The 14,106-nt window shown below is 71.0% G+C and carries 11 protein-coding genes; 3 read left to right on the top strand and 8 right to left on the bottom strand.

What is annotated here, in order from left to right:
• Positions 1–91: 91 nt before the first annotated feature.
• The 3 genes from B3G12_RS04635 to B3G12_RS04625 all read left to right on the top strand — a co-directional run bounded on the left by B3G12_RS04635 (position 92) and on the right by B3G12_RS04625 (position 2,676).
• A complete protein-coding gene (locus B3G12_RS04635; protein ID WP_144941685.1) occupies positions 92–862 on the top strand; it encodes an ABC transporter substrate-binding protein in 771 nt (256 codons plus the stop codon).
• A gap of 42 nt (positions 863–904) precedes the next feature.
• On the top strand, positions 905–1,699 hold the full coding sequence (locus B3G12_RS04630) for an amino acid ABC transporter permease (protein WP_144941683.1): 795 nt from the start codon (positions 905–907) through the stop codon (positions 1,697–1,699).
• A 143-nt stretch (positions 1,700–1,842) separates the two neighbouring features.
• Positions 1,843–2,676 carry an amino acid ABC transporter ATP-binding protein gene (locus tag B3G12_RS04625; protein ID WP_144942181.1) on the top strand — a complete coding sequence of 278 codons (834 nt, stop codon included), beginning with the start codon at positions 1,843–1,845 and terminating at the stop codon, positions 2,674–2,676.
• 99 nt (positions 2,677–2,775) lie between these two features.
• Here the strand turns inward: B3G12_RS04625 and B3G12_RS04620 are convergent, their stop codons facing one another.
• The 8 genes from B3G12_RS04620 to B3G12_RS04585 all read right to left on the bottom strand — a co-directional run bounded on the left by B3G12_RS04620 (position 2,776) and on the right by B3G12_RS04585 (position 14,034).
• Positions 2,776–3,519, bottom strand: coding sequence for an SDR family oxidoreductase (locus B3G12_RS04620; protein WP_144941681.1), 744 nt, complete (start codon positions 3,517–3,519; stop codon positions 2,776–2,778).
• A gap of 46 nt (positions 3,520–3,565) precedes the next feature.
• A complete protein-coding gene (gene menD, locus B3G12_RS04615; protein ID WP_290499362.1) occupies positions 3,566–5,512 on the bottom strand; it encodes a 2-succinyl-5-enolpyruvyl-6-hydroxy-3-cyclohexene-1-carboxylate synthase in 1,947 nt (648 codons plus the stop codon).
• Positions 5,513–5,600: 88 nt separating this feature from the next.
• Positions 5,601–6,941: a sulfate adenylyltransferase subunit 1 gene (locus tag B3G12_RS04610; RefSeq protein ID WP_145009936.1), complete on the bottom strand. Its 1,341-nt coding sequence runs from the start codon at positions 6,939–6,941 to the stop codon at positions 5,601–5,603.
• Positions 6,942–6,943: 2 nt separating this feature from the next.
• Entirely contained in the window at positions 6,944–7,894 is a 951-nt protein-coding gene (gene cysD, locus B3G12_RS04605; protein ID WP_290499359.1) for a sulfate adenylyltransferase subunit CysD, read from the bottom strand.
• Positions 7,876–8,613 (bottom strand): phosphoadenylyl-sulfate reductase, encoded by a 738-nt coding sequence (locus B3G12_RS04600; RefSeq protein WP_144941673.1) that lies wholly within the window; start codon positions 8,611–8,613, stop codon positions 7,876–7,878. The genes cysD and B3G12_RS04600 overlap by 19 nt, the downstream gene beginning before the upstream one ends.
• On the bottom strand, positions 8,610–10,322 hold the full coding sequence (locus tag B3G12_RS04595) for a nitrite/sulfite reductase (RefSeq protein ID WP_290499357.1): 1,713 nt from the start codon (positions 10,320–10,322) through the stop codon (positions 8,610–8,612). The genes B3G12_RS04600 and B3G12_RS04595 overlap by 4 nt, the downstream gene beginning before the upstream one ends.
• Before the next feature lie 282 nt (positions 10,323–10,604).
• A complete protein-coding gene (locus tag B3G12_RS04590; protein WP_290499356.1) occupies positions 10,605–12,830 on the bottom strand; it encodes a PhoX family protein in 2,226 nt (741 codons plus the stop codon).
• A gap of 196 nt (positions 12,831–13,026) precedes the next feature.
• Positions 13,027–14,034, bottom strand: coding sequence for an o-succinylbenzoate synthase (locus tag B3G12_RS04585; protein WP_290499355.1), 1,008 nt, complete (start codon positions 14,032–14,034; stop codon positions 13,027–13,029).
• Between the last annotated feature and the right edge of the window lie 72 nt (positions 14,035–14,106).

Below are 14,106 nucleotides of genomic sequence, written 5' to 3'. Positions count from 1 at the left end.
TCAACGCGACGACACCGCGGGGTGGGGCGTTCCACAGCGTAAAATCACCACAGGTTCCAGAAGGGGCCGTCCCCTTGACCGAGGAGAACCCATGTCACCCCTGCGCCGACTCGTTCCCGCGCTCGCCGTCCTCTCCGCCGCTGGTCTGGTGCTGACCGGGTGCGAATCCACCTCGGGAGGCGACGCCCAGGCGAGCGGCGACTCCGGCACGTTCACCGTGTGCGCCAACTCCCCGTACCCGCCGTTCGAGTTCGAGCAGGACGGCAAGGTGGTGGGCTTCGACATGTCCCTGGGGGACGAGATCGCCAAGGACCTCGGCAGGGAGAAGAAGTTCGTGCAGGCCAACTTCGAGACCCTCGAGTCCGGCGCGGCGCTGGACACCGGCCAGTGCGATGCCGCCATCTCCGGGATCACCATCACCGACGCGCGCAAGAAGTCCGTGGACTTCTCCAAGCCGTACTTCAACGACCAGATCGCCCTGCTGACCACCAAGGACTCAGGGATCAAGGGGTTCGACTCCGTGGGGGACAAGACGGTGGGCGTGCAGCAGGCCACCTCCGGCGAGGACTACGCCACGGAGAAGAAGCTGAAGACGCAGCAGTTCGAGGACGTGGAGCTGATGTTCCAGTCGCTGGAGTCCGGCGGCGTGCAGGCGGTGTCCGGCAACATCTCCACGCTGTCCAAGCGCGCCGAGTCCAACCCGGACCTCGAGGTGGTCCAGACCGTGGACACCAACGAGAACCTGGGCGTGGCCGTGAAGAAGGGCAACACCGAGCTACTCGACTCCGTCAACAAGACGCTGGACCGCATCACGAGCGACGGCACCATGGACAAGATGAAGAAGGAGTGGATGGGTCTGTAGGCCCCCCTCCCCCATCGCCCGCCCACAGACAGGGAGAAACCCATGTCCATGACCACCCGGCAGCGCGCGAGGCTGTCGCGGGGCATCCAGTACGCCGTCCTCGTCGTCGTGCTGATCGCACTCGTCGTGCTGGCGGACTGGGACGTCCTCTTACAGCGGGTCCTGAACCCTGCCGTGGCGATGGACCAGTTCCCCGGCATCATCACGGTGGCACTGAAGAACACGTTGATCTACACGGTGCTCGGCTTCGTGCTGGGCCTGTCCCTGGGCGTGGTCCTCGCGCTCATGAAGCTCTCCTCCGTGGCGCCCTACCGGTGGATCGCCACCCTGTACATCGAGTTCTTCCGCGGTGTGCCCGCCCTGCTCGTGTTCCTGGCGCTGGGCTACGGCATCCCGCTGGCCTTCGGGTTCCGCTTCAACCACTACGTGACGGTGATGATCGCGCTCGGTGTGGTCGCGGCGGCGTACATCGCCGAGTCCCTGCGCGCAGGGCTGCAGGCGGTGCCCCCGGGGCAGTACGAGGCCGCCCGCTCGCTGGGCATGTCCCACACCCGGGCCATGGTCACCATCGTGATCCCGCAGGCGCTGCGGATCGTGCTGCCGCCCCTGACCAACGAGGTCATCCTGCTCACCAAGGACTCTTCCCTGGTCTACCTGCTGGGCATGGGAGTGGAGCAGTACGAGCTCACCAAGTTCGGGCGCGAGGGCATCTCCAGCGCGGGAGCCGGGCTCACCCCGCTCATGGTCGCGGGTGTGTGCTACCTGATCATCACCGTGCCGCTGGGGCTGCTGTCCCGCCACTTCGAGAACAAGACCGTCCGGGTCAAGAAGTCCTAGGAGCGCCCGTGTCCACGTCCGCAGCATCCCCCGCCCCCGTCCCCGGCCCCGGCGAGCCCCGGGACTCCGGTCCCGCCCGTTCCGTCTCCGAGAACGGGACGACGCCGGGTGGCGGCCCCGAGCCGACGGTCCCGCCCGGGCCCGTGGCCACGTCCGAGGCCGCGTCCACGTCGGGCACCGGCCCGGAGACCGCCGTGCGCGTGCGCGGCCTCCACAAGTCCTACGGCGAGCTCGAGGTGCTGCGGGGCATCGACCTGGACGTGGTCGCCGGGGAGGTCGTGTGCCTCATCGGCCCCTCCGGCTCCGGCAAGTCCACCCTGCTGCGCTGCCTGAACCTGCTGGAGACCCCGCAGGCCGGGAGCATCAGCGTGGACGGATTCACCGTCACGGACCCGGACCTGGACGTGGATGCCATGCGCCGCCGCGTGGGCATGGTCTTCCAGCAGTTCAACCTGTTCCCGCACCTGAGCGTGCTCGAGAACTGCACGATGGCCCAGGTCAAGGTGCTCAAGCGCCCGGCCGCCGAGGCCAGGCGGGTGGCGCTTGCCAACCTGCGGCGCGTGGGCCTGAGCGAGAAGGCCGACCAGCGCCCTGCGCAGCTCTCGGGCGGCCAGCAGCAGCGCGTGGCGATCGCCCGGGCGCTGTCCGTGGACCCGGACCTGATGCTCTTCGACGAGCCCACTTCCGCGCTGGACCCGGAGACCGTGGGCGATGTGCTGTCCATCATGCGCGGGCTCGCGGCGGACGGTATGACGATGCTCGTGGTGACCCACGAGATGTCCTTCGCTCGCGACGTCGCCGACCGCGTGGTCTTCATGGACGGCGGCGTGGTGGTGGAGCAGGGCCCCGCCCGCGAGGTCATCGGCTCGCCGCAGCACCAGCGCACGCGCACGTTCCTCTCACGCGTGCTGAACCCCACCACGGGGGCCGCCCCGGAGGCACCGGACACTTCGGAAGCGCCAACCACCCCCGCATGACATCTCAGGCACGAAATGACCGCTTGACCTGAGGTCCAGCGGTCATGTCGTGCCTCAGCGGTTGGCGACCCGGCTGGGCGGCCCGCCAGGGGCTCGGCGTCAGCGGGTCTTCATCCCCGAGGGGCGCACCGTGATGACCTCCACCTCCGCGTCCCGGGTGGCGTCCACGGCCAGGCGCACCGCGGCGGCGATCTGCTCCGGACGGATCCAGTCCTCCGGGTGGTACTCCTCGCCCATGTACTCGTGCAGCTCGGCCTGCATGTCCGTGGCCACGCGCCCCGGGTGGACCGAGGTGACGCGCACCCCTTGGACCCGCTCCTCCTCGCGCAGGGCGTCCGTGAAGGCCCGCAGCGCGAACTTCGTGCCGGAGTACAGCGCGGACGACGCGCGGGACACGAACCCCGAGCCGGAGTTGATGGCGACCACGTCGCCCCGGGCCTCGCGCAGCTGCGGGAGCACCAGGCGGGTCAGCTGCGCCACGGAGATCACGTTCACGTCGAAGATCTGCTCCCACATCTCGCGCGGGGCGTCCGCCACGAGGGACTGCGGGGCGATGCCCGCCGAGTGGACGAGCACGTCCAGACCGGGGAACTCCTCGCGCAGGGGCGCCCAGGCGGCCTCGACCTGCTCGTCGTCGGTCACGTCCGCGACGAAGGCTCGCGTCCCGGGTCCCACTCCGGCGAGCTCGTCCCGCACGCGCTGGATGCCCTGCGCCGAGCGCCCGCCCACGAACACCACGTGGTCCCGCGCGAGGTCCTGCGCCACGGCACGCCCGATCCCCCGGGTGGCCCCCGTGACGAGAGCCGTGCGGGCGGTTGCTGTCTGTGCGCTCTGATCAGTCATGCCGTCATGCTAGCGAGCCGCGGTACGCTCCGCAGGGGCCGGCGTGTCACCGCCCGGCCAGGAACTCCTCCACCGCGCGGGCACCCACCTCGTGGGCAGCCAGGTTGAACTCGCGCAGCGTCTCGCGCTCGAGCGGGACCTCCACCACGCGGCGTCCCACCACGGGGGCGGCCAGGGCCGCGGTCAGCTCGATTGCGCTGTCCGCCCGCACGTACTCCACGCCGTGCGCCGCGCACAGCTCCGCGATCGAGACGCTGTGCGACGTGCCGAAGAACCGCTCCACGGTGGCCGCGTAGCGCTGATCCTGCCCCACGGCCCCGTGCTCGAGGGTCTGGAAGATGCCGCCCCCGGCGTCGTTGACCACCACCACGTGCAGGTCCGGCACGCGCTCCCCGGTTCCAAGCAGCAGCCCGCCGGAGTCGTGCAGGAACGTGAGGTCCCCCATCACCGCGCGCACGGGGCGCCCCGTTCCGAGAGCCACGCCGTGAGCGGTGGCCAGCGTGCCGTCGATCCCGGCGACGCCGCGGTTCGCCACCACGGGCAGCGGAGCCTGCGCGCGGGCCACGAGGTCGAGGTCCCGCACGACGGTCGAGGAGCCCACCACGAGCACCGAGCCGTCCTCGCAGCTCGCGTCCCACACCGCGCGGGCCACGTGCAGCCGGGTGAGCCCGGGGCGCGAGTCCGCGTGGCGCAGCACCGCCGCGTCGGCCACCGCACCGGCCGCCTGCCAGGTCTCCAGCCAGCCGTCCTCAGCGGGCCCGACGACGCCCGCGGCCTCCGCGAAGCCGGCCACCTCCTGCTCGGGGCGGCGGCCACGGTCGAACCAGGGCACCGGCTCCGGGCGCACCGCGACCACGCTGACGTCCGGGCGGCGCAGCAGGGCCGAGACCGTGCGGCTGAGCGTGGGTCTGCCCACCAGGACCACGGAGTCCACCCGGGCGCCCAGCGAGGAGGCCAGCAGGCTCTCGTAGGAGGCGATCGCTGCGTCACCGGTGCGGGCGTTGGAGGACGGTTCCGCGAGCAGGGGAAGTCCGTGGGCCTGGGCGAAGCGCGCGGTGGCGGCCCCGGCGCCGTCGCCCGCGAGGACCACGGGGTGGGACGATCCCGGGCGGGCACGCACTGTGCTCGCGGGGACCGGGAGAGTGCCCTCGGACCGCGTCGCGTCGTCGGGAGCCGAGGGGCCACCCGGGGTCATCGTGTACCGGGACAGCGGTGTGCCGTGCGGGGCACCGGCCGCATCCTGCCACGCGAGGTGTGGTGTCGGCGTCCGGTCCGGGGCCGGGGCGGCGTCCGGGGTGAGGAAGGGCTCGTCGAGCACGGACCACGAGTGGGCGATCCGCGCGGGCGGTTCTTCTGCGCGCGCGCGCTCCACCTCCTCGGCAAGCGCGCGGGCCCAGGTGTGCAGGTGGCGGTGGTCGTCGTCGGAGACCGGGTGCAGGGGGTCGCGCAGCGCGACGTTGACGTGGACCGGGCCGGGCGGCGTCGCGTCGCTGCCGTGCAGGGCGTCGAGCACAGGGGTGAGAAAGGACTCCGCGTCAGCACGCTGCTCGGCCTCGCCCAGGCCGGGATCCCGCACGGGCAGCAGGTCCACCGCCGCGCGCGCGAAGTTCTCGAAGATCCCCGGCTGCCGGGTGGTCTGGTTGGCGCCGGTACCGCGCAGCTCCGGGGGCCGGTCCGCGCTGAGCACAACCACGGGCACCCCGGCGTGGGAGGCCTCCATGACGGCGGGCAGCAGCTCCCCCACGGCGGTTCCGCTCGTGGTGACGACGGCGCACGGCAACCCCGTGGAGCGCGCGATCCCGAGGGCGGTGAACCCGGCGTCCCGTTCGTCGATCCGCACGTGGACGCTGAGCGCCCCGCTCGCGTGGGCGGCCGCCGCGGCGTACGCGAGCGGCGCCGAGCGCGAACCCGGTGCGACCACCAGGTGCGCCATCCCGCGCAGCACGAGGGCGCGCAGGACGGTGGTGGCCGTGACGAGACTGGGGGTGATCACCCTGAGAGGGTACCGAGTTCCGCCGACACCCACGCGCACGGGCAGGCGGTGGCCCGTGCGGCTGCGGCCTGCCCCGCGGGGTTTCCCCTCAGATGGCCCACTCCCCGGCGTCTGCACGCAGGTTGCCGAGCACCCCCGGGGTGGCCACACTGTCGTCCTGGACCATGCCCGCGGCCTGGGTGCGCCCCGACTGCGGGTCGATCAGCAGGAACGACCCCAGGGCGTGCGACTGCGTGTAGGCGGCGGTGAACAGCGGCTCCGCCACACGGATGCTCACGCGGCCGATGTCGTTGAGCTCGAACTCGTCCACGGACTCCGCGGCGAGACTCTCCAGGTTCAGCCGGCCGTCCAGCGAGCCCACGATCCCGCGGACCACGCGCGTGGTGTGCTTGAGCAGCACGCGCTGGCCCTCCCGGAGGGGCTTCTCGTCATCGAGCCAGCACACCACGGCCTCCACGGTCTTGGAGCCCGACGGCGCGCCGGCGGGTTCCGCGATCAGGTCACCGCGGGTGATGTCGATCTGGTCTGCGAGGCTCAGGGTGACGGACTCCCCGGCGACGGCGCGCTCGGCCGGTTCCCCGGCGACGTCGAGCCGGGTGACCGTGGTCCTGCGCCCGGCGGGCTGCACCGTGACCTCGTCACCGACTGCAACGGACCCGGAGGCGACCTGCCCGGCGTAGCCGCGGTAGTCGGTGAACTCGGGCGAGACCGCCGCGGACTGCGGGCGGATGACCGTCTGCACGGGCAGCGCGAAGTGCTCCGCCTGGGTGAGCTCGGAGGAGTCCGGGAGGTTCTCGAGCCAGCCCAGCAGGGACGGGCCCGTGTACCAGGGGGTGCTCTCCGAGGGCTCCACCACGTTGTCCCCGCGAAGTGCGGAGACGGGAATGGTCTGCAGGTCAAGCACACCGAGCTCGTCCGCGAGCGCGTGCAGGTCCCGGTCCAGCGCCTCGAAGGCACCGTGGGCGTCGTCGACCAGGTCGATCTTGTTGACCGCCACGATCAGGTGCGGCACGCCCAGCAGCGCGGCGACCGCGAGGTGACGCCGGGTCTGCTCCACGATCCCGTGCACCACGTCCACGAGCACGATCAGCGCGTCCGCGGTGGAGGCACCGGTGACCGTGTTGCGGGTGTACTGCACGTGGCCGGGGCAGTCGGCCAGGATGAAGCTGCGGGCGGGGGTGGCGAAGTAGCGGTAGGCCACGTCGATCGTGATGCCCTGCTCGCGCTCGGCCCGCAGCCCGTCCGTCAGCAGCGCGAGGTCCGCGGAGTCCAGGCCCCGGGACTGGCTCACGCGCTCGATGGCCTCGAGCTGGTCCACCAGGATGTTCTTGGTGTCGTGCAGCAGCCGCCCCACCAGGGTGGACTTGCCGTCGTCCACGCTCCCGGCCGTGGCGATCCGCAGCAGGCTTGCCGTGTTCTCGGTGCTCATCTCTAGAAGTAGCCCTCTCGCTTGCGGTCCTCCATGGCGGCCTCGGACACGCGGTCGTCCGCACGGGTGGCGCCTCTTTCGGTGAGCGTGCTGGTCATGACCTCGGCCAGCACGTCCTGCGCGGTGGCAGCCGGGGACTCGACGGCGCCCGTGCAGCTCATGTCCCCCACGGTGCGGTAGCGCACAGTACGGGTCTCCACGCTCTCGCCCTCGCGGGGGCCCACGTGCTCCCCCACGGCCAGCCACATGCCGTCACGGCTGAGCACGTCCCGCTCGTGCGCGTAGTAGAGGGAGGGCAGGTCGATGCCCTTCTCCGTGATGTAGGACCAGATGTCCAGCTCGGTCCAGTTCGACAACGGGAACACCCGCACGTGCTCCCCCGGGCGGTGCCGCGTGTTGTACAGGCTCCACAGCTCCGGGCGCTGGTTGCGCGGGTCCCACTGGCCGAACTCGTCCCGCAGACTGATGATCCGCTCCTTGGCGCGGGCCTTCTCCTCGTCGCGCCGGGCGCCGCCGTAGACGACGTCGTGGCGTCCCTCGGTGATCGCGTCCAGCAGGGGCACGGTCTGCAGCTGGTTGCGGGTACCGTCCGGGCGCTCGGCCAGCCGGCCGTCGTCGATGTAGTCCTGAACGCTCGCGACCTTCAGGCGGATGTGCAGCCGCTCCACCGTCCGGTCCCGGAAGTCAAGGACCTCAGGGAAGTTGTGCCCGGTGTCCACGTGCAGCACGGGGAACGGGATGGGCGCCGGCCAGAAGGCCTTGGCGGCCAGGTGCAGCATGACCACCGAGTCCTTGCCACCGGAGAACAGCAGCACGGGGCGCTCGCCCTCGGACGCAGTCTCGCGGAAGATGTGGATGGACTCGGCCTCCAGGCGCTGCAGCTGGCTCAGTGTCACGGCGGAGGGTGTGCTCCGGGTCAGGGGGCTCGTGGTGCTCACAGGTGGATCCCGCATTCTGTCTTGCCCACACCGGACCAGCGTCCGGCGCGGGGGTCCTCCCCGGGGGCGACCTTGCGCGTGCACGGGGCGCACCCGATGGACGGGTAGCCCTGGCTCAGCAGCGGGTTGACCACCACCAGGTTCTCCTCGGCGTACTGGACCACGTGGTCGAAGCTCCAGTCCACGATGGCGTTGATCTTGACCATCTGGTGGTGCTCGTCCCACTCCACGGGCGCGGCGTTGGCACGGTGCGGCGTCTCCTCGCGGCGCAGCCCGGTCACCCACGCCTCGTAGCCCCCCAGGGCCTTGTCCAGCGGGGCGACCTTGCGGATCCCGCAGCACAGACCCGGATCGCGGTCGTGCAGCTTGGCGCCGTACTGCGCGTCCTGCTCGGCCACGGTGATCTCCGGCAGCAGGGTCCGCACGTTCACGGGCCAGTCCCGCGCGAAGTCGTCCCGGGTCTGCAGGGTCTCGGGGAAGTGGTAGCCGGTCTCCAGGAACAGCACGTCCACGCCCTTGAGGTGGGTGCTGACCAGGGCGGGGACCACGGTGTCCGAGGCCATCGAGCAGGCCACCGCGAGCTTCTTCCCAAAGGTCTCGGCGGCCCACGCGAGCACCTCGTCCGGGTCCGCGTCGCGCTCGCCGAAGCGTTGCTGCGCCTCCTCTACGAGCGCCTTCAGCTCCTCGGTGGAACGGGTGCGCCCGGGGGACGTCGTCGTGTCTGTGGTTGTCATTTCAGGGAGTCCTCCTCAGCGGACAGGGCCCACTCGGCGAAGCTCTGCTCGGGGCGGCGCTCCCGCAGGAAGGTGCGGGTCACGCGCTCCACGTAGTCCGAGAGGTTGTCCGCGGTGATTTTCAGTCCGCGCACGGTGCGGCCCAGGCCGCCCTCATCGCGGTCCGGTGAGGCGAGGCCGCCGCCCAGGTGCACCTGGAAGACGTACTCCTCGCCGATGTACTGGCCCTTGAGCCCGATGTCCGCGGTCTGGATGCGGGCGCACGAGTTGGGGCAGCCGTTGATGTGCAGGGAGATGGGCGTGGGGATCTCCACGTCCGCGAGCCGCTGCTCCATGTCGTCGATCACCCGGGCGGCGAGGCCCTTGGTCTCCACGAACGCGAGCTTGCAGAACTCGATGCCGGTGCACGCGATGGTCGAGCGGCGGAACGGACTGGGCTTGGCGTCCATGCCCCAGGGCTTCATGGCCGCCACGAGGGCGTCCACGTTCTCCTCGGGCACGTCCAGGACCAGCACCTTCTGGTGCGGAGTCAGGCGGATGCGCTGCGACCCCGCGGCCTCGGCGGCGTCGGCGAGCGCCACCAGGGCGTCCCCGGAGAGCCGCCCGGCGGTGAGCGCGAAGCCCACGTACCGCTTGCCGTCCACCTGCTCGTGCACGCCCACGTGGTCCGAGTGGCCCACCGCGCGCTCGGGCGCGGGGCCGTCCGGCAGCTCGAAGCCCAGGTACTCGTCCTGCAGCACCTGCCGGAACTTCTCCGGGCCCCACTCGGCCAGCAGGAACTTCAGGCGGGCCTTGGTGCGCTGCTTGCGGTAGCCGTAGTCGCGGAAGATCCCGCACACCCCGGCCCACACGGGCACCACGTTCTCTCGGGAGACGAACGCGCCCAGGCGCTCGCCGAGCCGCGGGGACACGGACAGTGCGCCACCCACCCACAGGTCGTAGCCGGGGCCGAGCTCGGGGTGGTTCACACCCACGAAGCTGACGTCGTTGATCTCGTGCACCACGTCCAGCGTGGGGCTGCCGGTGATCGCGGTCTTGAACTTGCGGGGCAGGTTCACGTACTCGGGGTTGCCCACGAACTCCTCGCGCAGGGCGGCGAGGTCCTCGCTGGGGTCGATGATCGCGTTCTTCTCCACGCCGGCCACCGGGCTGCCCAGGAACACGCGGGGCGTGTCGCCGCAGGCCTCGGTGGTGGTCAGGCCCACGGAGTCCAGGCGCTCCCACATCTCCGGGACGTCCTCGATGCGCAGCCAGTGCAGCTGGATGTTCTGCCGGTCCGAGACGTCCGCCGTGCCGCGGGCGAAGTCCCGGGAGATGCCTCCCACCACGCGGGCCTGCTCCGTGCTCAGCTGCCCGCCGTCCAGGCGGATGCGCTGCATGAAGTACTCGTCCGAGAGGGACTCGGCGTCCAGCTTGGAGGTGTTCGCGCCGGCCACGCCCTGCTTGCGCTGCGTGTACAGGCCCAGCCAGCGGAAGCGGCCGTGGACGTCGTCCGTGGGGATCGAGGCGTAACCCGTCTTCGAGTACGTGTCGAGGATCCGCTGCTTGACGTCGAGCGAGTTCTCCTCAGCCTTGAACTCCTCGTTGTGGTTCAGGGGCGTGCGGCCGCTGACCTTCCACTGGCCCAGATCGGTGCCCTTGCGGGGTCCGCGCACGCGCCCGGATGCACTCTTGGGGGGCGCTGTCCCGGTGTCTGCGGAGGTGGTCATGGGTGCTCCTTGGGTGAGAGGGAGGCGAGTCGCTCCAACGTACCGACCGGCCCACCCGCACCCATACTTTCCGTCACAAACACGTCACATACTCGGTGTCCTCCCACGTCACAGCGCTTTTCCCCGGGGACGACGACGCCCCCCCCGGGCGGTGCGGTGCGCGCGGCCGGTGCGCGAGCGGCGTCGTCGTCCGGTGGTGCTGGAGGCACGCACGACCAAGCGGGCGGGGCCGCCTGCGCGATCCCGCCCGCCCGTGGTGCCGGCGCCCCGAGGGGCGCCGACTCAGCCCTCGTAGCTCTTGGGGGCCTGCCGCGCGCGCTGCTGCAGCTCGCGCGTGGACTTGTCCTCGTAACCGCGGTACTTGGGCCCGGTCTGGCCGTTCTTGCGACGCTTGTCCCGGTTCTCGCCCTTGCCCGGCTGGTCGCTCACGCTGCCCGGGAACTGGGGCTTGTTGTCCCGGTTCTTGCGGAACACCTGGATCACGGACGGACGCGGCATGGAGAACTCGCCCGGCTCCAGGCGCGTGGGTAGCGCGTAGTCCGGGAAGTAGGAACGGGGCTGCTCGAAGGAGCCGTCCTCACCCGGGTGCTGCACGGAGATGTAGACCATGCCCTCGGTGTCGTGGACCACCGGGCCGCACGTCTCGGCGTCCTGCGGGACTGAGAGGAACTGCTGCACGCGGCCGCGCTCCGCGCCGTCGAGGGTGACCTTGAACAGCCCGTCGTTGTAGCCGATCTTGGACGGCGCACCATCCGTGGAGATCCACAGGTTGCCGGAGTTGTCGAAGGCCACGTTGTCCGGGCAGGAGATCGGGGAGACGTTCTCCTTGGGGAAGCCGCCGAAGTACGTGCCGGAGTCCTTGGTGGGGTCACCGCACACCAGCAGCAGGTTCCAGTCGAAGCGGGTTGCCTGCGGGAGGTTGTGGCGCTCGGTGAGCTCCAGGACGTAGCCGTCCCGGTTGCCGGTCTTCGGGTTGGCCTCGTCCACGCCGGCCTTGCCCGCCGTGCCGCGGTCCGAGTTGTTCGTGAGCGCCGCGTAGACCTTGCCGGTGTGGGGGTTGGGCTCCACGTCCTCCGGGCGGTCCATCTTGGTGGCGCCGGCCTTGTCCGCGGCCAGGCGCGTGTAGACGAGCACCTGCTCCACGGACATGCCCTTGATCATGGACTTGCCGCCCTTGACCAGCGGCAGCCACTCGCCGGAACCGTCGAACTCGCCGTCCCGGGGCAGGGTGCCGTCCCCGGTGATCTGCTTCTTGGGAGAGTTGCCCTTGAGCCGGGCCACGTAGAGGTCGCCCTCGGACAGCAGGGTCATGTTGTGCTTCTTGTCCCCCTGCTTGTACTTCTTGGCGGAGACGAACTTGTAGATGTACTCGAACTTCTCGTCGTCACCGGAGTACGCCACCACAGTGCCGTCGTCGCCCACGCGCACGTTGGCGCCCTCGTGCTTGAAGCGGCCCATCGCGGTGTGCTTGAGCGGGGCGGAGTTGGGGTTCTGGGGGTCGATCTCCACCACCCAGCCGAAGCGGTTGGGCTCGTTCTTGTACCCGGGGATGCGGGCGTCGAAGCGCTTCTCCACCTCGGGCCAGCGGCGCGAGGGCATGGTGGTGGGGAAGCCGTAGCGCTTCTCCTCGGCGGTGCCGGAGGTGATGAAGTACTGGTGGACGTTCTCCTCGCCGGAGAGCACGGTGCCCCACGGGGTCACACCGCCCGAGCAGTTGTTCTGGGTGCCCAGCACGCGCCTGCCCGTGGGGTCGTCCTGGGTTGTGAGCAGGTCCGAGCCAGCCGCGGGGCCGTCCAGCACGAACGGGGTGGTCAGGGTGATGCGCCGGTTGCGGGCACCGCCGCGCACGTAGCTCCAGGGCTCCCCCACCTTGGTGCGGGTGATCTCCACGACCGACATGCCGTGCGCCTGGATGGTGGTCTTGACCATGTTCGCCAGGTTGGTCTTGTCATAGCCCGTGGGGAACATGGTGTTCTCGTTGGTGTACTCGTGGTTGTTCACCAGCACGCCCGTGAGCCCGTTGGGGTCCGGGATGATGTCCAGGTAGTCCGAGTTGAAGCCGAACTGCTTGGCCTGGGACTCCGGGCTCTGGTTCTCGGGGTCGAACTCCGGGGAGTCGTAGAACAGGGGGTCGCCCCAGCGGATGATCGGCGACCAGTCGTAGCCCTTGGGGACGGTGAGGTCGTCCACCGTCATGTTCACCGGCTTGATGGGGGTGAAGTCCAGGCGCGCCCTGCCCTGACCCCAGTAGCCGTAGGTGGCCTGAGCGGGCTGGGCGGTCGCGGCCACCAGCCCCACCGTCACGGCCCCGGCGGCACCGAGCCCGAGCGCGGCGCGGCGGCTCATCGCGGCGGAGATGACGTCGTGCACGTACTCGTTGGACGAGGTGTTGGCGTCCGGGGTCATGCACTGGCTGCCGCACTTGAGCTCGCACGTGAGCGGGCTGCGCTTGCCGTTCACGTGGCCCAGCATGGGCAGGAGACGGCGGCGTTCTGGTGCTTGGGTCATGGAGTGGCTCCCTGGGTGAGACATGGGTCCGTGCATGTCAGCGAGTGTTTCCGTGTGCCACCTCACCACCCCGGTGTGATCGCCGTGCGACCGTTGGGCGAACTGGAGGTTAACCCGGTGGGCAGCCACCCGGCGTCGTGCACCGCGGCGACGACGGTCCCGCGGCAGGCCGCGAGCGGCGTCGTCGTCCCCTGGTCTACTGCGCGGCAAGCAGCGCGTGGGTGCGGCGCATCCGGTCCAGCCACCAGTCCCGCCGCTCGCCGGTGACGGCGTGCTCAGCGAGCAGGGCCTCGTCCACGGCGACGTCCCGCACGGGCAGGAATCCGTCCACGGGGCGCAGGGGTCCGGCGGTCACGTCCGCCTCCATGAGCGAGAGGGTGCCGAGCCCGCACGCGTACGGCAGCTCGGGCAGGGCGGCGGCCAGGGCGACGCCCGCGCGGATGCCCACGGAGGAGTCGATGGCCGAGCTCACGACGGCGGGCAGCCCGGCCTGCGCCACGATGTCCAGGGCGCGGCGCACTCCCCCGAGCGGGGCCACCTTCACGACGATCAGGTCCGCCGCTCCGGCCCGGGCAACGGCCAGCGGGTCCTCGGCCTTGCGCACGGACTCGTCTGCGGCGATCAGGGTTCCCACGCCGTTGTCCCGCAGCCGACGCCGCACGCTCGCCAGACCCTCGACGCTCGCCACGGGCTGCTCGGCATAGGCGAGCTGGAACTCGCTGAGCGCACCCAGGGCGGTCACGGCGGCGTCGTCGTCCCAGCCCGCGTTGGCGTCCACCCGCAGCTCGGCGTCCGGGAGGAGGTGGCGGACGGCGGCGACGCGGGCGACGTCGTCCGCGACCCCCTGGCCGCGCTCGGCCACCTTGATCTTCACGGCGTGAACCCTCCCGGAGTAGCCGCCGAGGACGTCCGCGACGCGCTCTGCGGGGACCGCGGGGACGGTGGCGTTGACGGGCACCCGGTCGCGGACGGGCTCCGGGAAGCCCTGCCACGCGGCCTCGATGCCAGCGCGCAGCCACGCGGCGGCCTCGGCGTCCCCGTACTCGGGGAACGGGCCGAACTCCCCCCACCCGTCGGGGCCACGGAAGACGACGGTCTCGCGCTCGGTGACGCCGCGAAAGGTCACGCGCATGGGGAGGGAGACCACGTGGGCGGAGTCGAGGAGGTCGGGAAGCGGAGGGACGGTGAGGTTCGGGGTGGGCATGGGTCCAGGGTAGGCGGCGCCCAGGGGCGGTACCCGGCATCGTCGACGAGGCTCCAGCGGCCGTGGGTTCGC

This window comes from Kocuria sp. UBA5001, assembly GCF_002398425.1.
Lineage (GTDB): Bacteria > Actinomycetota > Actinomycetes > Actinomycetales > Micrococcaceae > Kocuria > Kocuria salsicia.
This window is presented reverse-complemented; position numbering and strand designations above follow the sequence as displayed.

Excerpts from the sequence above, each read along its gene's own strand:
- B3G12_RS04635 (WP_144941685.1), top strand. The coding sequence starts at position 92 with ATGTCACCCCTGCGCCGACTCGTTCCCGCGCTCGCCGTCCTCTCCGCC.
- B3G12_RS04630 (WP_144941683.1), top strand. The coding sequence starts at position 905 with ATGTCCATGACCACCCGGCAGCGCGCGAGGCTGTCGCGGGGCATCCAG.
- B3G12_RS04620 (WP_144941681.1), bottom strand. The coding sequence starts at position 3,519 with ATGACTGATCAGAGCGCACAGACAGCAACCGCCCGCACGGCTCTCGTC.
- B3G12_RS04610 (WP_145009936.1), bottom strand. The coding sequence starts at position 6,941 with ATGAGCACCGAGAACACGGCAAGCCTGCTGCGGATCGCCACGGCCGGG.
- cysD (WP_290499359.1), bottom strand. The coding sequence starts at position 7,894 with ATGCGGGATCCACCTGTGAGCACCACGAGCCCCCTGACCCGGAGCACA.
- B3G12_RS04600 (WP_144941673.1), bottom strand. The coding sequence starts at position 8,613 with ATGACAACCACAGACACGACGACGTCCCCCGGGCGCACCCGTTCCACC.
- B3G12_RS04595 (WP_290499357.1), bottom strand. The coding sequence starts at position 10,322 with ATGACCACCTCCGCAGACACCGGGACAGCGCCCCCCAAGAGTGCATCC.
- B3G12_RS04590 (WP_290499356.1), bottom strand. The coding sequence starts at position 12,830 with ATGACCCAAGCACCAGAACGCCGCCGTCTCCTGCCCATGCTGGGCCAC.
- B3G12_RS04585 (WP_290499355.1), bottom strand. The coding sequence starts at position 14,034 with ATGCCCACCCCGAACCTCACCGTCCCTCCGCTTCCCGACCTCCTCGAC.